Annotated in this window: 19 protein-coding genes; 14 read left to right on the forward strand and 5 right to left on the reverse strand. The window is 40.5% G+C overall.

Features of this window, described 5'->3' with window-relative positions; translation table 11 throughout:
* Positions 1–543 precede the first annotated feature (543 nt).
* The 4 genes from ACRWQL_RS15765 to sstT all read left to right on the forward strand — a co-directional run bounded on the left by ACRWQL_RS15765 (position 544) and on the right by sstT (position 4,890).
* On the forward strand, positions 544–1,821 hold the full coding sequence (locus ACRWQL_RS15765) for a DEAD/DEAH box helicase (RefSeq protein WP_434950957.1): 1,278 nt from the start codon (positions 544–546) through the stop codon (positions 1,819–1,821).
* A gap of 7 nt (positions 1,822–1,828) precedes the next feature.
* Complete coding sequence (locus ACRWQL_RS15770) at positions 1,829–2,308, forward strand: dual specificity protein phosphatase family protein (protein ID WP_434950959.1); 480 nt, start codon at positions 1,829–1,831, stop codon at positions 2,306–2,308.
* Between the two features lie 284 nt (positions 2,309–2,592).
* Positions 2,593–3,519, forward strand: coding sequence for a chemotaxis protein (locus tag ACRWQL_RS15775; protein WP_434950961.1), 927 nt, complete (start codon positions 2,593–2,595; stop codon positions 3,517–3,519).
* 144 nt (positions 3,520–3,663) lie between these two features.
* A complete protein-coding gene (sstT, locus tag ACRWQL_RS15780; protein WP_434938608.1) occupies positions 3,664–4,890 on the forward strand; it encodes a serine/threonine transporter SstT in 1,227 nt (408 codons plus the stop codon).
* Positions 4,891–5,062: 172 nt separating this feature from the next.
* Here sstT and ACRWQL_RS15785 read toward each other — a convergent pair whose 3' ends face one another.
* The 3 genes from ACRWQL_RS15785 to ACRWQL_RS15795 form a co-directional block, all read right to left on the reverse strand.
* Complete coding sequence (locus tag ACRWQL_RS15785) at positions 5,063–5,716, reverse strand: pseudouridine synthase (protein ID WP_434950963.1); 654 nt, start codon at positions 5,714–5,716, stop codon at positions 5,063–5,065.
* Positions 5,717–5,818: 102 nt separating this feature from the next.
* Complete coding sequence (locus ACRWQL_RS15790; protein ID WP_434950965.1) at positions 5,819–6,379, reverse strand: protein disulfide oxidoreductase; 561 nt, start codon at positions 6,377–6,379, stop codon at positions 5,819–5,821.
* 107 nt (positions 6,380–6,486) lie between these two features.
* On the reverse strand, positions 6,487–7,083 hold the full coding sequence (locus ACRWQL_RS15795; RefSeq protein ID WP_434950967.1) for an ACP phosphodiesterase: 597 nt from the start codon (positions 7,081–7,083) through the stop codon (positions 6,487–6,489).
* 220 nt (positions 7,084–7,303) lie between these two features.
* On the opposite strand from ACRWQL_RS15795, the gene ACRWQL_RS15800 reads away from it, so the two are divergent.
* The 6 genes from ACRWQL_RS15800 to secF all read left to right on the forward strand — a co-directional run bounded on the left by ACRWQL_RS15800 (position 7,304) and on the right by secF (position 13,257).
* Positions 7,304–7,519, forward strand: a complete 216-nt coding sequence (locus ACRWQL_RS15800) for a hypothetical protein (protein ID WP_434950969.1) — start codon at positions 7,304–7,306, stop codon at positions 7,517–7,519.
* Positions 7,520–7,711: 192 nt separating this feature from the next.
* Positions 7,712–8,752, forward strand: a complete 1,041-nt coding sequence (queA, locus tag ACRWQL_RS15805) for a tRNA preQ1(34) S-adenosylmethionine ribosyltransferase-isomerase QueA (protein WP_434931450.1) — start codon at positions 7,712–7,714, stop codon at positions 8,750–8,752.
* Positions 8,753–8,907: 155 nt separating this feature from the next.
* Entirely contained in the window at positions 8,908–10,032 is a 1,125-nt protein-coding gene (gene tgt, locus ACRWQL_RS15810; RefSeq protein WP_434926757.1) for a tRNA guanosine(34) transglycosylase Tgt, read from the forward strand.
* A gap of 62 nt (positions 10,033–10,094) precedes the next feature.
* The gene (gene yajC, locus ACRWQL_RS15815) at positions 10,095–10,427 is read left to right on the forward strand and encodes a preprotein translocase subunit YajC (RefSeq protein WP_226414194.1); all 333 of its coding nucleotides are present in this window, start codon (positions 10,095–10,097) and stop codon (positions 10,425–10,427) included.
* A gap of 17 nt (positions 10,428–10,444) precedes the next feature.
* A complete protein-coding gene (gene secD / locus ACRWQL_RS15820) occupies positions 10,445–12,295 on the forward strand; it encodes a protein translocase subunit SecD (RefSeq protein ID WP_434926756.1) in 1,851 nt (616 codons plus the stop codon).
* Between the two features lie 14 nt (positions 12,296–12,309).
* A complete protein-coding gene (secF, locus tag ACRWQL_RS15825) occupies positions 12,310–13,257 on the forward strand; it encodes a protein translocase subunit SecF (RefSeq protein ID WP_434926755.1) in 948 nt (315 codons plus the stop codon).
* An 87-nt stretch (positions 13,258–13,344) separates the two neighbouring features.
* Here the strand turns inward: secF and ACRWQL_RS15830 are convergent, their stop codons facing one another.
* The gene (locus ACRWQL_RS15830) at positions 13,345–13,800 is read right to left on the reverse strand and encodes a hypothetical protein (RefSeq protein WP_434931452.1); all 456 of its coding nucleotides are present in this window, start codon (positions 13,798–13,800) and stop codon (positions 13,345–13,347) included.
* A 175-nt stretch (positions 13,801–13,975) separates the two neighbouring features.
* Positions 13,976–14,386, reverse strand: coding sequence for a DUF3224 domain-containing protein (locus ACRWQL_RS15835; protein WP_434950971.1), 411 nt, complete (start codon positions 14,384–14,386; stop codon positions 13,976–13,978).
* 203 nt (positions 14,387–14,589) lie between these two features.
* On the opposite strand from ACRWQL_RS15835, the gene ACRWQL_RS15840 reads away from it, so the two are divergent.
* The 4 genes from ACRWQL_RS15840 to ACRWQL_RS15855 all read left to right on the forward strand — a co-directional run bounded on the left by ACRWQL_RS15840 (position 14,590) and on the right by ACRWQL_RS15855 (position 16,863).
* Positions 14,590–14,907, forward strand: a complete 318-nt coding sequence (locus tag ACRWQL_RS15840; protein WP_434931453.1) for a DUF2007 domain-containing protein — start codon at positions 14,590–14,592, stop codon at positions 14,905–14,907.
* 72 nt (positions 14,908–14,979) lie between these two features.
* The gene (locus ACRWQL_RS15845; protein WP_434926751.1) at positions 14,980–15,339 is read left to right on the forward strand and encodes a rhodanese-like domain-containing protein; all 360 of its coding nucleotides are present in this window, start codon (positions 14,980–14,982) and stop codon (positions 15,337–15,339) included.
* Positions 15,340–16,251: a precorrin-2 dehydrogenase/sirohydrochlorin ferrochelatase family protein gene (locus ACRWQL_RS15850; protein ID WP_434931454.1), complete on the forward strand. Its 912-nt coding sequence runs from the start codon at positions 15,340–15,342 to the stop codon at positions 16,249–16,251.
* 75 nt (positions 16,252–16,326) lie between these two features.
* Positions 16,327–16,863, forward strand: a complete 537-nt coding sequence (locus ACRWQL_RS15855; protein WP_434950973.1) for a YaeQ family protein — start codon at positions 16,327–16,329, stop codon at positions 16,861–16,863.
* Positions 16,864–17,091: the final 228 nt, after the last annotated feature.

The raw sequence follows: 17,091 nt of genomic DNA on the forward strand, positions 1-17,091 counted from the left end.
GGGATGACGGTTTGATATTTTTCTTCGTCATCCCCGAGATCTGTTATCGGGGATCTCGATTTTAAATACTTTGTATGAATACTGGTTCCCGGCCCAGAAGCATCGCCGGGATGACGGTTTGATATTTTCTTCCGTCATCCTCGAGATCTGTTATCGGGGATCTCGATTTTAAATACTTTGTATGAATACTGGTTCCCGGCCCAGAAGCATTACCGGGATGACGGTTTGATATTTTCTTCCGTCATCCCCGAGATCTGTTATCGGGGATCTCGATTTTAAATACTTTGTATGAATACTGGTTCCCGGCCCAGAAGCATTGCCGGGATGACGGTTTGATATTTTCCTCCGTCATCCCGAGATCTGTTATCGGGGACCTGGCTTATTATTTCCATTTTAAAGCATTTTCGATAATGTCGTGGCTGGTTCAGAGTGTAGAATTGGATTGTTAGCTCACAGAACGGCACTCTGCTGATTGAATTATTTCAGACTTCACCCACAAACTAATGTAAAATTGTGGTTTATCCAAATTAATTGAATTGATACATGACCCAAACTGTTACTTTTACTGATTTTGGCTTGTCGGCGCCTTTGCTAGCTCGACTTGCTGAGCTAAATTATACCTCCCCAACACCTGTGCAAGCGGCGACAATTCCGGCGTTATTGCAAGGTCAGGATATTCTTGCGGGGGCCAATACCGGTTCAGGTAAAACAGCTGCGTTTGCATTACCTATCATTCAACATTTAAGTCTTAGCACCAAAAAAAGCACCTCAAAAAATAATAATGTCAGTTGCTTAGTATTGGTGCCAACGCGTGAACTCGCTAAACAGGTGGCCGATAGCTTTCAGTCTTACGCAAGTCATTTAAATGGCTTGATTAAAACCGTTGCTATTTATGGTGGTGTGTCAGTCAATACCCAAATGTTAGCTCTACGTGGCGGGGCCGATGTAGTGGTTGCTACGCCGGGGCGATTATTAGATTTACTCTCTTCAAATGCACTTAAGTTAAATACCGTTTCGCATTTAGTGCTTGATGAAGCTGATCGCATGTTAAGTCTTGGTTTTACCGAAGAGTTAACTCAAGTACTTGAGTTAATGCCAAAGAAAAAGCAAACCTTGCTGTTTTCTGCGACTTTTCCTGAAGAGGTCCAAGCCCTAGCTTCATCATTATTAACTAAGCCACTTGAAATACATTTACAAAGTGCTGAAGCAAGTACTTTGGTGCAACGGGTTTTTACTGTTAATCGTGAATCTAAAACGGCATTATTAGCGCATTTGATTAATGAAAATCAATGGCGTCAGGCACTTATATTTGTTAATGCAAAAAATACCTGTAATCATTTAACCCAAAAACTGGCTAAAAGAGGCATTAATGCAGAAGTGTTTCACGGCGATAAAGCACAAGGTGCAAGAAATCGTGTATTAGAAGCTTTCAAATTGTCTGAAATTGATGTATTAATTGCCACCGACATTGCGGCTCGCGGTATTGATATTGAAAAACTACCTGTGGTAATTAATTTTGACTTACCCCGAAGTCCTGCTGATTATATGCACCGTATTGGTCGAAGCGGCCGAGCTGGTGAAGTGGGTTTAGCCATAAGTTTGCTTTGTCATGATGACTATCATCATTTCTCAGTAATAGAGAAAAAGAATCAAATTCGCCTTGAACGTGAGCAAATAGTAGGCTTTGAGGCAGATGAAGAAATGCCATTAAGCGCGCAAATCGTTAAACCAATGGCTAAGCCTGCAGGAACGGGAAAAAAGAAGCGTAAAAAACTTCCTCCTGAAAATGTAAATGTTTGGTCTAAAAACGAAATTAAGTAGTAGGTATATGAAACAAGTTTTTTGGTTAATAGATGGGCAACTTGCAGGACGCAGTGGTCCCAATAAAGATGCATGGGATTTAGCAGAACTTAAAGCCGCCGGATTCGGTGCGATAGCGTCACTCAATGATGGTGCTATGTGTGACACACAAGCTATGGCCGATTTAGGGATAGCGCATCAGGTATTTAGCTTACCTGATAACATCCCGCCCGTTGAAGGTGACGTTGAGATTTGTGCACAAATTATGCCTAAGGTATTAGCTTTTATTCGTCAGGCAGAGTCCGAAAATAAAGCCGTATTACTGCATTGTCGCTCAGGTATTAACCGTACCGAACTTATGATGGCGTATTATTTAATGGAAAATGGCGCAGCCCCTGTGCATGCCGTTAGCCAGGTGCGTAACGCCAGTGGTTTAGCGTTTGACGCTGAAGGCTGGGACCAGTTCGTTTACGATGTGCTGTACAAATTACAAGAGTCATCTAACTAATTATTGGTATTTGTTAGATAAGGGAATACTTAGCAGTGCAATTCTGAATCGATTTAATAATGATTCAGCTGTGTTCTGATGGGTATTCCTTTTTTATTGGATGTTAGTTTCTTAGCCATTACTCATCAAATTTAACAATTATATCCAAATGGTATTGAAATAATCCGCCATTCACTTTATCTATATTACTTTAAGTAGAAAATTGAATTGATAGCACAATAATGACAGCCATTTACTGCTATATTATCAAAGTAGTCATTTTATATTTTTAGTGAGGACACTCAATGGCATCAAAGGTTAGCAAAGCCAGTCAATCCCAAGGGTTGCTCCTGTTTCATTTAAATCAGAGTCAACTGTTTGCATTGGGTACATTAAAAGTTCGTGAACTGGTGCCTTTTACTGCCTTGACAAAGATCCCTAATTCTCATCCTAGTATCATGGGGGCCGCTGCTGTGCGCGGTGGCACCATTCCGATTATTGATATGGCAGCAGGTATTGGATTTAGACCGATAGATGAAAGTGAATTAAAAAATTGTTTTATCATTATTACTGATTGTCAGCGGATGGTGATTGGTTTTGTGGTACGCGCAATAGACAAAATTATTGAATGTAATTGGCGTGATATTGAGCCGCCGGCGACTAACTTAGGCAAGAATGCCTTTTTAACCGGTGTGACACGTTTTGAAGGCCAGTTAGTGCAATTGCTAGATGTTGAGCTATTGCTATCAAAAATATTCCCGCATGACCCATCTGTTAATCGTGCCATTTTAACCGATGTGCAGCGAGAAAAACTTAAACCATTACGTATTTTGATTGTTGATGACTCAAAAGTAGCCCGTAAGCAACTATCTGATGCGTTAGATTCGATTAACATTGGCTACCAGGTTACATCTAATGGCCAAGAAGCATTGACTATGATGGTTGAGGCGGCAAAAGAGCGCAATCCAGTACAACTGTTGGTGAGCGATATCGAAATGCCTGGTCTTGATGGATATGAATTATCGTTCGAGGTCAAAAATAACCCCGAAATTGCCAAAGCTTATATTATTTTACATACCTCACTTTCAAGCGAAATTAGTTTAAGTCAAGCGAAGCAAGTTGGTGCCAATGAAGCGTTAACTAAGTTTGATGCCAAAGAATTGATCGAAGCTATGTTACGCGGTGCAAAACACATTAGCGACGCATCCAACTTGGTTAAATCTCCCAGTTAACATGTTTAATTAATGTGGCTAACATGGAAGTTTAGGGTAATTTCCGCATCAATTTAACGTCTTTGCTAGACTTTGCCCGCCTCATCCTGATATACAGACCTTAGTAAGTAAATCAATAATAATAAATAATGTTAAGGTAAAGTAATGAATCAAAACACATCACTGTTTGCACGTATTGCCAATGGTAGCTTAGTACTACAAATTATTGGCGGGATTATTTGCGGGGTTATCATCGCCTCTGTGTCAAGTGAAGCCGCTGGTCAGGTTGCTTTTTTAGGCGATCTATTTGTTGGAGCATTAAAGGCCATTGCGCCTATTTTAGTGTTTGTTTTAGTGGCGTCATCTATCGCTAATCAAAAGAAAGACAGCCATACTAATATGCGTCCTATTATTGTGCTGTATTTGATTGGTACTTTAGCCGCAGCGATTACAGCGGTTATGTTCAGTTTTATGTTTCCAACCACACTATTATTAGCTACAGGTATTGAAGGTTCTAATCCACCTCAGGGTATTGGTGAAGTATTAAATACCTTGATGTTTAAAGTGGTTGATAATCCGGTTAATGCATTAATGACGGGTAATTATATTGGCATATTAGCTTGGGGTATCGGCTTAGGTGTCGCAATGCACCATGCAAGTGACTCAAGTAAACGTATGTTAGCTGACTTAAGTGATGGCGTATCGACTATTGTACGTTTTGTTATTCGCCTAGCACCTATTGGTATTTTCGGTTTAGTTGCGGCAACTTTTGCTACGACTGGCTTTGCCGCATTAGCCGGATATGGACAGTTATTGCTAGTATTAGTTGGCGCTATGTTATTTATTGCATTAGTGGTAAACCCGCTGATTGTATACATCAAGATTAAACGTAACCCGTATCCTCTGGTATTGAAATGCCTACGTTCAAGTGGTGTGACCGCATTTTTCACCCGTTCAAGTGCCGCTAATATTCCGGTTAATATGGCGTTGTGTGAAGAGCTAAAACTGCATAAAGATACTTACTCTGTGTCTATTCCGCTGGGCGCTACAGTTAACATGGGCGGGGCTGCGATTACCATTACAGTACTGACTTTAGCGGCAGTGAATACGTTAGGTATTCAAATTGATATTACGACGGCGATTTTATTAAGCGTTGTAGCTGCAGTGTCTGCTTGTGGTGCATCAGGTGTCGCTGGTGGCTCGTTATTACTCATACCCTTGGCATGTAGCCTATTTGGTATTTCAAATGATGTGGCAATGCAAGTTGTTGCGGTTGGCTTTATTATTGGCGTTATCCAAGACTCTGCTGAAACAGCCTTGAATAGTTCAACCGATGTCGTCTTTACTGCTGCAGCTTGTGAGGCCGCAGAAAATAAAGCTAACTTAGTTTAATCACCATGCTATTGCGCTTTTAAATTCAATAAGTGACTGCTACCTAAATGCAATAATGGCAATATCATCACGGTAATCTAATAGCGTTAATGTATTTCAAACAAAAATGCCGCCCTTTTTTAAGGGCGGCATTTTTGTTTGAATAACGGGTTAAATCACATATTAAGGAATGCTAAAAATGTGCTGAACTAACAAATTCTAATAGGGTTTGCTTGTAAGGATGAGTAATCGTTAGCGACTGTGCATGCAATTTTAATCGTGGGCTAGCATCAATACTCGCTTTATCAGCATAGAATGTGTCGCCAAGAATAGGGTGACCTAATGCCAACATATGCACCCTAAGCTGGTGGGTTCTACCGGTATGCGGACTAAGCTCAACTAAAGTGGAATAGGGACGTAGTTCAATTATTTTATAGTCGGTTATAGCGGCTTTGCCTTGGTCGGTAACGTGTTGAAAAGGCGGGTTATCGATTATTGGGCCCAAGGCTAAATCAATTTGGCCTGTTTGGTTGTCGATATGTCCGCTTACTTCAGCAATATAGACTTTTTTAGCCTGGCGATTTTGAAATTGGGTCTTTAGGTGTGATTCCGCTTTTTTATTACGGGCAAAAATTAAAATGCCTGAAGTGTCACAGTCAAGGCGATGAACCAAAATGGCATCTGAGTATCGCTCTGTTAGCCGATTAATGGCACAGTCATGGGTCTCAGGCGCTCGTCCTGGATTCGATAATAATCCTGACGGCTTATTGATAACAATAATGTCTCTGTCTACGTATCGAATATCTAGCCAGGGAATGCTGGGTGGCTGATAAGTAAATATGTGCATTGATTTTCTCTTTGATCACTTTTGTACAGCGTGAGTTTTGGGGCTCTACAGCAAGTTCAGGTTTCTACAATAAGTAATGCCAATGATACCGCCTGTTTTGGCTTATAAAAAAGTCGTCAGCCATAAACGTAATTTTAAGCCCCAAGTGGTGGTTACACCAGAGGTAACGAAGCGGATATGCTGATTTTCATCAATAATATAGATAGAAGGAAAAGCATTTGCGCCCCATTGTTGCGATAAACTTGGCTGGTTTATCTCCTGTGGTAATTGTGCCTCGTTAATGACTGCAAAACTGAGCTGATTAAGTTGCATATATTGGGTGATATCATCATCAGAACCTGAGGCGACGGCAATCGATATGACTTGGTAATCATTTGAAGAAGCAACTGAGTTGACCATTGGCGAGGTTATTTTACAGACTGAACACCAGGAGCCCCAAAAGTAAACGAGTGTCGGTTTGGTTGATGTTGATGCTGTTAAGTCAAAAGGCTGTTGGCTAACCGTTACCGCAGATAAATTAGGTGCTTGGCCGTTGATCATGTCGCGCTGTAAATAACTGGTTATAACGAAAAGTATCACTAGGATGATACTTATATCGCGCAATTGTTTTACCCAGAATGAGCCGGTGCGAATACGTTGGCGAAGCAAAATTTTATTATCCATTAGCTATTATCCCAAACTTCAATAACTTCCACTTACAGCATCTTATAAAGCTATTTTGGTCAGCAGCCTCTTATTGTTTGCAGACCCAATAGCTAAATATTTAATGATTAAACTAAATATTCTGCAGGTGTTTTACGGCTGTAGATACGGCTGTAGGCCATTAGTTGAGGGTAAAAGGTGCGAAATGCAATTTCAATTTCGATATAAAGTTTATCTACATCTTTGATGGCACTATTGAATAGCTCTGGTTTAGACAGACGTTTGCTGACGCCCGTGATGGCCTGATCCAAACCTTGTCTCGATTGATAACTGCTTAACCAGTCTTGTTGAATAATACTTGGAATAATCGTTTGCAGTTTCGGGGGTAATTCTTGAGTTGTCTGCATGCATTGGTAAGCTTTTTGAGTGAAATCGAGTAATGATTGTTGATGATATTCTTCCCAGTAATAAGCTAGATAATGATCAAAAGCTAAATCGATTAAAATGGGCGCAACTCTGCGAGAGCTACTAGGAAATTGACTGAGTAAGTCCTTAATAATTTCATGACTATCTGTCACAATATCAATTTGTCTGTGCAACCAGATCCCTTGCTGCAAGTGTTTAGGGTGGTCGATTATGCTGCCTTTAGCAAAATCACCCGCAAGATTAGCCGAAAGGTGCGTGTCGCTAATATCTGCGAGATGTAGATGTACTAAAAAGTTCATAATTTTATACTTCTTTTTTGTAGATTTTACAGTATGATAACGTATGAAAAATAATCAAGCTATTTGTTAGTTATGCTATTTCTGCATTAATAATACAGTGAGTTAATGTACCACAGACTCTGTCTCTGCTGAATAAATAATGCTGAAGTAACCATGCTATAAAGATTATTTAGAAATACGATTTATATTATTCGTTTTGTTTGTTTTAGGATCATGGAAGATGAAAAGCTGGCTTAATAAAATATTGGGGCGCGAACCTATGTTGGTACGCCATAAAGTGCAGGTTGATTTGCGCTATCATTCCTATCGTTTCAGCATGGATGATTTTAAACATCCAAATACAGACAGTTCCGACAACACAGATGAATCAGAATTAGCTTCGGCTAAAGATCAGGCCTGTGAAATCGCTTCTTCTTCAGAATCTTCAATTAAGTAATTAACCCGGCCTTCAGCTGGCAGATATGCCAGGAGACCCGTTAAGTAATGACATCAGTGAATAACTTATAATAGTCACCGATAATACTAAGGTTACAATAATAATATTGTCATAAATTGATCGTCTTAACTTGATCTTTATCTATGGTCGCCATAGACTGGCGGCCGATTTTTGACTAGTTGAGATCCAATTATGCGCGTCACTGACTTTTCGTTTGAGCTGCCTGATGAATTGATTGCCCGTTATCCAACGGCGCAGCGCAATGCATCGCGATTACTGACGCTTGATGGCCATAATGGCGCCTTAGCGGATAAAAAATTCACCGATTTACTGCAAATGATAAATCCTGGTGATCTGATGGTATTTAACAATACCCGCGTAATACCTGCACGTTTATTCGGTCAAAAAACAACTGGCGGAAAGCTAGAAATCCTTGTTGAGCGTATGCTAGATGATAAACGTATTCTGGCGCATGTTCGTAGTTCAAAATCACCTAAAGTTGACAGCTTAATTGACTTAGATGCTGGCTATCAAATGAAAATGATTGCTCGTCATGATGCTTTATTCGAACTTGAGCTGTTATCTGATAAGACTGTTTTAGACGTCCTTGAACAAATCGGCCATATGCCGCTGCCTCCTTATATCGACCGTCCCGACGAAGATGCTGATAAAGAGCGCTATCAAACAGTGTATAACCAAAAGCCTGGTGCGGTTGCTGCACCAACGGCGGGGTTACACTTTGATGATGCAATGCTTGCAGCATTAAAAGACAAGGGCGTTAATATTGCCTTTGTTACCCTTCATGTGGGTGCTGGTACTTTTCAGCCAGTGAGAGTGGATAACGTGCTTGAGCACAAAATGCATTCTGAGTGGGCTGATGTACCACAAGAGGTTATAGAATTAATTGCGCAAACTAAAGCAGCCGGAAAGCGTGTTGTCGCAGTCGGTACAACTTCTGTACGTTCATTAGAAAGCGCAGCAAAAGCCTGTGGTGATGATCCATTAACGGCATTTTGCGGTGATACGGATATTTTTATCTATCCTGGTTTTCAATTCAAAGTAGTTGATGCCATGGTGACTAACTTTCACCTGCCTGAGTCGACATTAATCATGTTGATGAGTGCTTTTGCCGGTTATGAAGAGGTAATGAAGGCGTATCATCATGCGATTGAGCAGAAATATCGCTTTTTTAGCTATGGCGATGCGATGTTTGTGACGAAAAAAGCCCCGTAAGCGGCAAAATTGATTTAAAATAAGCGCCCACTCATATGTGGGCTTTTTTATTGAATTTTTACTGGTTTGACTGTTCATTACTTGAAGTATGAACATTTGCCCTCATTACTATTGAAACAACAACAAGTCAGACTGTTTATCTGACAAGGTGATTTATGAAATTTGAGTTAGATACCACTGATGGACGTGCGCGTCGTGGCCGCCTAGTTTTTGAACGCGGAACGGTAGAGACGCCAGCATTTATGCCTGTAGGCACATACGGTACTGTGAAAGGTATGACCCCAGAAGAAGTCCGCGAGACGGGTGCAGATATTCTGTTAGGAAATACCTTCCACTTATGGTTACGTCCTGGTGAAGAAATCATGCGTAAGCACGGTGACTTACATGACTTTATGAATTGGCAGCGCCCAATTTTAACCGATTCGGGTGGGTTTCAAGTATTTAGCTTAGGTGATATACGTAAGATCACTGAAGAAGGCGTACATTTCCGTTCACCTATTAATGGTGAAAAGATTTTCTTAGACCCTGAAAAGTCGATGCAAATTCAAGATTCGTTAGGCAGTGATGTGGTAATGATTTTTGATGAATGTACACCTTATCCAGCAACACATGATGAGGCACGTAAATCGATGCAAATGTCATTACGTTGGGCAAAGCGCTCACGTGACGAATTTGACCGCTTAGAAAATCCAAATTCATTATTTGGCATTATCCAAGGTGGTGTATTTGAGGATTTACGTGATGAATCGATTGAAGGTTTAACGAATATCGGTTTTGACGGTTATGCGGTTGGTGGATTAGCGGTAGGTGAACCTAAAGCTGACATGCATCGGATTCTTGAACATGTTTGCCCACAGTTACCCGCTGACAAGCCTCGCTATTTAATGGGCGTAGGTAAGCCAGAAGATTTAGTTGAAGGTGTGCGTCGTGGCGTTGACATGTTTGACTGTGTTATGCCAACGCGAAATGCCCGCAACGGTCACTTATTTACCAGCGAAGGTGTGATTAAAATTCGTAATGCACGTCATCGCGATGACACGTCAACACTCGATGCTAAGTGTGATTGTTATACCTGTAAAAACTATTCACGCGCCTATTTATATCACCTAGATCGTTGTAATGAGATCCTAGGTGCGCGTTTAAACACTATTCATAATCTACGTTATTATCAAATTTTAATGGAAGGTTTGCGCGGCGCGATTCAGACAGGTACATTAGACGCCTTTGTAAAAGACTTCTATACCGGTTTGGGGCGTGAAGTGCCTGAGTTTAAAGGCTAATTTACTGTTTATTTAGACTTTTTTGTTCATTTAATTGTTTATTTATAAGAAGAGAGAGAACTATGTTTATTTCAAATGCATATGCAAGCGCAGCAGGCGGACCTCAAAGTGGCGGCACCATGGAATTAGTGTTCATGCTAGTCATGTTCGGCTTAATCTTTTACTTCATGATTTTCCGTCCACAGTCAAAGCGTGTTAAAGAGCATAAAAACCTAATGTCATCGATTTCAAAAGGTGATGAAGTCCTCACTAGCGGCGGTATTTTAGGCAAAGTGACTAAAATCAGTGATGAAAACGATTATGTGTTATTAGCGATTAATGATAACAATCAAATCACCATTAAAAAGGACTATATTGCAGCAGTATTACCTAAAGGTTCTATTGCCTCGCTATAAGCCAAGAGGGCGTCAGAGTGTTAAATAAATACCCTATGTGGAAAAACTTGATGGTGATGATTGTTATCGCCGTCGGGTGTTTTTATGCAATGCCGAACCTTTTTGGTGAAGACCATGCTGTTCAAGTTGTCGCGACTCGTAGTGCTGAAGTCACTGTAACCACGCAATCAAACATCACAGCCGTACTTGAGAGTAAAGGCATAGCGATTAAACGCTCTGAGCTCGAAAATGGCCAATTGTTAGTACGTGTTAGTGATCCTGAGCAGCAATTACTTGCTAAAGAAGCGATAGCAGAGGCATTAGGCAATAATTATACCGTGGCATTAAACCTAGCGCCGGCAACACCAGAATGGCTTGAAGCCCTTGGTGGTTCGCCAATGAAGTTAGGTCTTGACCTTCGTGGTGGTGTTCACTTCTTAATGGAAGTGGATATGGGCGAGGCGCTACGCAAAATGGAAGAAGCTAAAATAGCTGATTTCCGTAGCCAACTGCGCGAAGAGAAAATTCGTTACGCGGGGATCCGTAAAACCCCTAAAGGCATCGAAATTAAATTTCGTGATGCAGAAACTGTGGGTGTTGCCGAACGTTTTCTGAAAACCAAAAGTAACGACATGGTTTATTCTGATGGCAGTCGTGATGGTAATTTCTTTCTAGTTGCCGATATGAGCGATGCTTATATCAAGCAAGTTAAAGAAGAAGCGTTACAACAGAACATTACGACTATTCGTAACCGTGTTAACGAGTTAGGGGTAGCTGAGCCAGTCGTTCAACGTCAAGGTGCTGAGCGCATTATCGTTGAATTACCGGGTGTTCAAGATACAGCTCGTGCTAAAGAAATTTTAGGCGCAACCGCTTCAATTGAATTCCGTATGGTTGATGACAAAGCCGATGCTGCAGCTGCTGCAAGTGGTCGAGTGTCTGCTGCTTCAGAGGTTTATCCTCGTCGTGACGGTGGTATTGCTGTACTGCGTAAAGAAGTCATGTTAACCGGCGATCATATCACGGGTGCACAACCTACTTTTGATGAATATAGCCGTCCTCAAGTGGCAATTAACTTAGACGCTAAAGGTGGCAATATTTTCTCAAACGTGACCAAGGACAACATTGGCAAACCAATGGCAACCTTGTTTATTGAATATAAGGATAGCGGTTTACGTAATCCTGATGGCACAGTGAAAATGACTAAGATTGAAGAAGTCATTTCTGTCGCCACTATTCAAGCACGTTTAGGACGAAATTTTGTCATTACTGGCCTTGAGCATAAAGAAGCACAAAGCCTGGCTTTACTGTTACGTGCGGGTGCATTGATTGCACCAGTGACAATTGTTGAAGAACGTACTATTGGTCCTAGCTTAGGTGCTGAAAATATTCAAAACGGTATGCAAGCTATGATTTTTGGTTTGGCCATCGTATTGGTATTTATGCTGGTTTATTACCGCGCATTTGGCTTTATTGCTAACTTAGCATTGCTTGCTAACCTAGTGATGGTTGTAGGCGTGATGTCGATGATACCTGGTGCGGTGTTAACACTTCCTGGTATTGCCGGTATGGTATTGACGGTTGGTATGGCCGTTGATGGTAACGTACTTATTTATGAGCGTATTCGTGAAGAGTTACTGGCTGGACGCAGTGTTCAACAGGCGATTCATGAAGGTTATGCCAATGCATTTTCAACCATTGCTGATGCCAACATTACTACCTTTATGACAGCGTTAATTTTGTTTGCTGTAGGTACTGGTGCAGTAAAAGGCTTTGCGGTGACCTTAATGATAGGTATTGCGACTTCAATGTTTACCGCAATTGTCGGTACGCGTTCAATCGTTAATGCGCTTTGGGGCGGTAAACGTCTTAAAACGCTGTCAATTTAAGGAAGGAGTTGAACATGTTTCAGTTATTTTCAGTGAATAATACCGTCAACTTTCTTCGCCATGCGGCGCCGATAAGTGTTATGTCGATGCTTCTAGTGATTGCCTCATTTGTTTCTTTAGGAACAAAGGGCATTAACTGGGGTCTAGATTTTACCGGTGGTACGGTTGTTGAAGTTGAGTTTTCTAGCCCAGTTGATTTAAATGTATTACGAAGCAAGCTAACGTCTGTTGAAACAGAAGGAGCATTAGTACAGAACTTTGGTTCAAGTACTGATGTGTTGTTCCGTTTGCCTGTGCGTGAAAACATTAAAAGTGACGTTCAAGCCACTGGCATTATGAAAGTGGTTAACTCAATGGATGACAACGCTATTCAAAAGCGCGTTGAATTTGTTGGGCCTCAAGTAGGTAAACAGCTGGCTGAACAAGGTGGTTTAGCGGTTATTGTCGCATTAATCTGTATTTTGATTTATGTGTCGTTCCGTTTTGAATGGCGCCTGGCTGCGGGCTCTGTAGCCGCGCTTGCCCACGACGTTATTGTTACCCTAGGTGTGTTTTCTATATTACAGCTTGAGTTTGACTTAACTGTTTTGGCGGGGCTATTAACCGTTGTCGGTTACTCACTTAACGATACGATTGTTGTATATGACCGTATTCGCGAGAACTTCCTCAAAATGCGTAAAGGCACGCCTGAAGAGATCGTTAACCAATCAATTACGCAAACAATGAGCCGTACCGTGATTACAACAGGTACGACATTAATTGTGGTTATCGCACTATTCTTAAAAGGTGGCACTATGATCCACGGATTCGCCACAGCGTTATTGTGTGGTATTTTTGTGGGTACATACTCATCGATTTATGTAGCAAGTTATTTAGCCATTAAATTGGGTATTAACCGTGAGCATATGATGCCAGTTGAAATCGAAAAAGAAGGTGCTGATCAGCCTCCAATGATGCCTTAATCAGCCAACTTTTGAATAAAAAGCCACTTTAGTTTGCTAAAGTGGCTTTTTTTATAAAGCTAATAATGTCACTTAACATTAACTGAGTTACTCAAACCAATCTTTTACTTGATCCCATATCCCAAGTGAAAGGTCAGGGAATAGGTCGATACCTAATGCTGACTTTAAGATATACAGTGACAATAACCCCAACAAAATACCCGCCAATATTACCGCTATGATACTTAACATCAGCATGGCCACTGACATTTTCTTTTCTGTGCGAGTATAAGCACGTTTGTTTTTACCTAACAGAAACACATAATAAAATCGCCATTTTATAAACGGGAACTTAAATGTGCCTCTGTTATCAATAAAGTGGCCGCCCCATGTATTGGGGCCGAGTGCACTTTTAATGCCCTGTAGTTGCTCATCAGTGTAAGTTTGGGCTAATGACGAGGGGAGGCGCCCAAGTAACTTTACAATGAGTTCATCTTGACGAATATCGAGCGCAACAGGTGATGATGCTATGTTTTTGTTTTCATCAGTTGGCAAGTTCGACATTCAATAACCTCAATGTGTGGCGTGATAGGGGGACTGATTAACAATAGCTAATTAAAACCTATTTGGGCGAGACTTTATGTGCAAATGCTGTTTGCTAGTTTTTGCATTCAATGGCGAAATTTACTCAGCTGTATTAGACATTATCTTCAGTATGTTAGCTTCAGTTTGTTAACTGCTATTTCGCAGGTATTGATAATGATAACTCATAATTTGTTTGACCATTGTCTGTCGTTTTAAAAAAACCTTGACCCGTCACGTTTTTAAAATCACCCGTTCCAGCATCAACCACAATGGTAAAGTTACTTGAGGCAATATGATTTTGATATTCGCCTGTGTGTTGTAACGTAATGGTACCTTTTAATTGGCTAATAAAAATATTAATCACCTCATAGCCAACAAAAAAGGCATGATCATCGTTCAGATATGTCATTAGGTAATTTACGTTAGCATCGCCTGTTATCTCGCCATCATATTGCTGGGTTATCTTTGCATGGGTTTGCTTACCACCTTCAGCAAAGGTGATGTAGGTGCTTTCATCCCAAGCGGTGATCTGAAAGTGGCCCCTGTAAATGTCATTTTTACTCATTGTTCACCCTAGTAGCTTTGAGAAGACTTAACTGTGATGCAGATAATTTATAACGGTAATAGCTGTTTTTGTCTAATTTTCAACCATGGCACGGTTCTCAACTCGACAGTAAATAAGTTTAGCAGTAGGATGAATAAAATTTTGCTAAAGTGATAGAGGCTTAAGCTGTATTTCACTTAAAATAATACCCTAGGATAATAATAATGGAACAACGCAAAGTCTTGTTAACAGGGGGTAATTTACTTCAAGCCCACACTTGGAAAGGTTTGTTGGAAACCAGTGGGATTGAAGTTGATTTACGTGGTGAGGCGTTAATGGGAGGGGTTGGGGAGCTACCTGTTGATCTTCAGAGTGTTGAATTATGGATAGATACAGATCATTTAAGCGAAGCGCAAAGCATTTTGGCCAACTTAGATGTTGAGCAGCCGCAATGGCAATGTGTACAATGCCATGAAACCAATGAAGGTAGTTTTGAGCTTTGCTGGCAATGTAGTTCTCCCAAAAGTGAGACACATAACTAAGTTTATCGATAATTTTAGTAAACAATTATTCAGATAAATTCTTTTTACTCAGGATTTAATACAGGGAGAATTATGCAACCCACTTCTGCATTTGCACAGCTAGTCGATTCAATTAAAGACAAAGTGACTCATATTAGTATTGAACAATTTCAAGCTGATGATAAATGGGTATTAATCGATGTTAGGGAAGATCATGAATGGCTACAAGGTCACTTACCTAACGCGAAACACTTAGGTAAGGGGATAATTGAGCGTGACATTGAAACGCGTTTTCCTGATAAATCAACTCCGTTATTGCTTTATTGCGGTGGTGGGCATCGCTCGTCATTAGCTGCTTATAATATTCAGCAAATGGGGTATACCCAGATAGGATCATTAGTCGGTGGCTTTAAAACCTGGGTTCAACATCAATTTCCAGTGGTGCAAGATTAAGTGCAATATTTCCCGTTATTTGTAGATACAAAAGAACTCTTTGTGTTAATCGTTGGTGCCGGTGAGGTAGCGAGTCGAAAACTTGATTTGCTCGCCCGTACTGATGCCACTATTCATGTTGTAGCACCTCAAGTGGCTGCTGATGTTGAAGCTTATGCTAACAAAGGTAGGATAAAACTATCACGCCGAGAGGTTTCTATTGAAGACATGTCCTGTTATGACCTCATTTATTTTGCAACAGCAAATGAAAAACTCAATACTGAATTAGCGGTTATTGCGAGTGAAAAAGGTATTTGGGTTAATGTGGTTGATAATCCTAAATTCTGCCGCTTCATCACGCCTTCAATCGTGGATAGAGGCCGACTTGTTGTAGCGATAAGCACAGCTGGTGCCGCGCCAGTATTTGCCCGTACAATTCGCTCACGTTTAGAAACCTTGTTACCTAACTCATTAGCGCCCTTATTTGATTATGTTGCCAGTAAGCGGGAGGACGTGCAGCAAAAACTTACCAATGGCAAAGATAGACGTTTATTTTGGGAGCGATTTTTTAATCTTAATCAAGATCGTTTTGATACTGCGACAGATACTCACTACCAGCAAGCATTTAGTAGTTATGAAAGCCGTGGTGAAATTTTATTATTGGATGAAACCACTCCAGCAGGTTTATTGCCCATCGCTGTGATGCCACTATTGCAAAAACTGGATGTAGTATTTATTGAAAATGATTTAGATGAGCATACAAATGAGCTATTAAGGCGCGATGCATCAAGGGAGTCGCTACCCGCATTAAGTACGATCTCAAAGCAGTTTGAACTTGGTGATAGAATGTTGCTTGTGGCTTCAGCTGAAAAAGTTAATCAACTTAAAGCACACTTTCCTATGGCAAAACATTTAAGACCAGGGGCTATTTAAGCGCATTTCATTTATGATTGCGTTCATCTTTTATAACCGAGTAAATTAGCTCGGTTTTTTATTTTTGAGGTCAACATGGCACCTAAATCTACCGTCTACAAAGTCAACTTACAAATAGCTGATATGGATAGACATTACTATGGTGAGCATCCATTAACGATTGCACAGCATCCATCAGAAACCGATACCCGTATGATGGTGCGTTTATTAGCTTTTGCTCTCAATGCCAGTGAATCTTTACAATTTAGTAAGGGACTTTGTGTTGATGATGAGGCTGAATTATGGGATGTAGATTTATCAGGTGTGGTTGATTTATGGGTTGAGTTTGGTCAGGCCGATGAAAAGTGGTTACGCAAAGCATGCGGGCGAGCAAAAAATGTCATTTTGTATACTTATGGTGGTCGTAGTGTACCGATTTGGTGGCAACAAAACCAAAGTTCTTTAAGCCGTTATAAAAACCTAAAAATAGTTAATTTCCCAGAAGCAGCGGTAGAGCAATTAGCTGCATTTGTGGGTCGTAATATGGCGGTTCAAGTGAATATTAATGAAAGCCAAGTATGGTTATCTAATGCCGACATAAGCGTACTTGTTGAGCCTGAAATACTTCAATAATATTAATTATCACTGGCTTATCTATGGTCAGTGATCTCTCTTCTCATCATCTCAAAGCTTACCCACCTAGCACAATCCTTACGCAATAAAACTGAACTGAACCTTAATTATCGTAATATGAACTAAATTTAATCCTTTGGTATATTGTGAAATGTTTATCTTGGGCAGATAATAAAATTCAGTTAATAACAGTTGTAACTCTTTATAGTGCATTTAAATCAATGGTTT

This window comes from Shewanella sp. HL-SH4 (genome assembly GCF_051164845.1).
Taxonomy (GTDB): Bacteria; Pseudomonadota; Gammaproteobacteria; order Enterobacterales; family Shewanellaceae; genus Shewanella; species Shewanella glacialimarina.

Excerpts from the sequence above, each read along its gene's own strand:
- ACRWQL_RS15830 (WP_434931452.1), bottom strand. The coding sequence starts at position 13,800 with ATGTCGAACTTGCCAACTGATGAAAACAAAAACATAGCATCATCACCT.
- ACRWQL_RS15775 (WP_434950961.1), top strand. The coding sequence starts at position 2,593 with ATGGCATCAAAGGTTAGCAAAGCCAGTCAATCCCAAGGGTTGCTCCTG.
- tgt (WP_434926757.1), top strand. The coding sequence starts at position 8,908 with ATGAAATTTGAGTTAGATACCACTGATGGACGTGCGCGTCGTGGCCGC.
- ACRWQL_RS15770 (WP_434950959.1), top strand. The coding sequence starts at position 1,829 with ATGAAACAAGTTTTTTGGTTAATAGATGGGCAACTTGCAGGACGCAGT.
- yajC (WP_226414194.1), top strand. The coding sequence starts at position 10,095 with ATGTTTATTTCAAATGCATATGCAAGCGCAGCAGGCGGACCTCAAAGT.
- secF (WP_434926755.1), top strand. The coding sequence starts at position 12,310 with ATGTTTCAGTTATTTTCAGTGAATAATACCGTCAACTTTCTTCGCCAT.
- ACRWQL_RS15785 (WP_434950963.1), bottom strand. The coding sequence starts at position 5,716 with ATGCACATATTTACTTATCAGCCACCCAGCATTCCCTGGCTAGATATT.
- queA (WP_434931450.1), top strand. The coding sequence starts at position 7,712 with ATGCGCGTCACTGACTTTTCGTTTGAGCTGCCTGATGAATTGATTGCC.
- ACRWQL_RS15840 (WP_434931453.1), top strand. The coding sequence starts at position 14,590 with ATGGAACAACGCAAAGTCTTGTTAACAGGGGGTAATTTACTTCAAGCC.
- ACRWQL_RS15845 (WP_434926751.1), top strand. The coding sequence starts at position 14,980 with ATGCAACCCACTTCTGCATTTGCACAGCTAGTCGATTCAATTAAAGAC.
- ACRWQL_RS15795 (WP_434950967.1), bottom strand. The coding sequence starts at position 7,083 with ATGAACTTTTTAGTACATCTACATCTCGCAGATATTAGCGACACGCAC.
- ACRWQL_RS15790 (WP_434950965.1), bottom strand. The coding sequence starts at position 6,379 with ATGGATAATAAAATTTTGCTTCGCCAACGTATTCGCACCGGCTCATTC.
- ACRWQL_RS15800 (WP_434950969.1), top strand. The coding sequence starts at position 7,304 with ATGAAAAGCTGGCTTAATAAAATATTGGGGCGCGAACCTATGTTGGTA.
- sstT (WP_434938608.1), top strand. The coding sequence starts at position 3,664 with ATGAATCAAAACACATCACTGTTTGCACGTATTGCCAATGGTAGCTTA.
- ACRWQL_RS15855 (WP_434950973.1), top strand. The coding sequence starts at position 16,327 with ATGGCACCTAAATCTACCGTCTACAAAGTCAACTTACAAATAGCTGAT.
- ACRWQL_RS15765 (WP_434950957.1), top strand. The coding sequence starts at position 544 with ATGACCCAAACTGTTACTTTTACTGATTTTGGCTTGTCGGCGCCTTTG.
- ACRWQL_RS15835 (WP_434950971.1), bottom strand. The coding sequence starts at position 14,386 with ATGAGTAAAAATGACATTTACAGGGGCCACTTTCAGATCACCGCTTGG.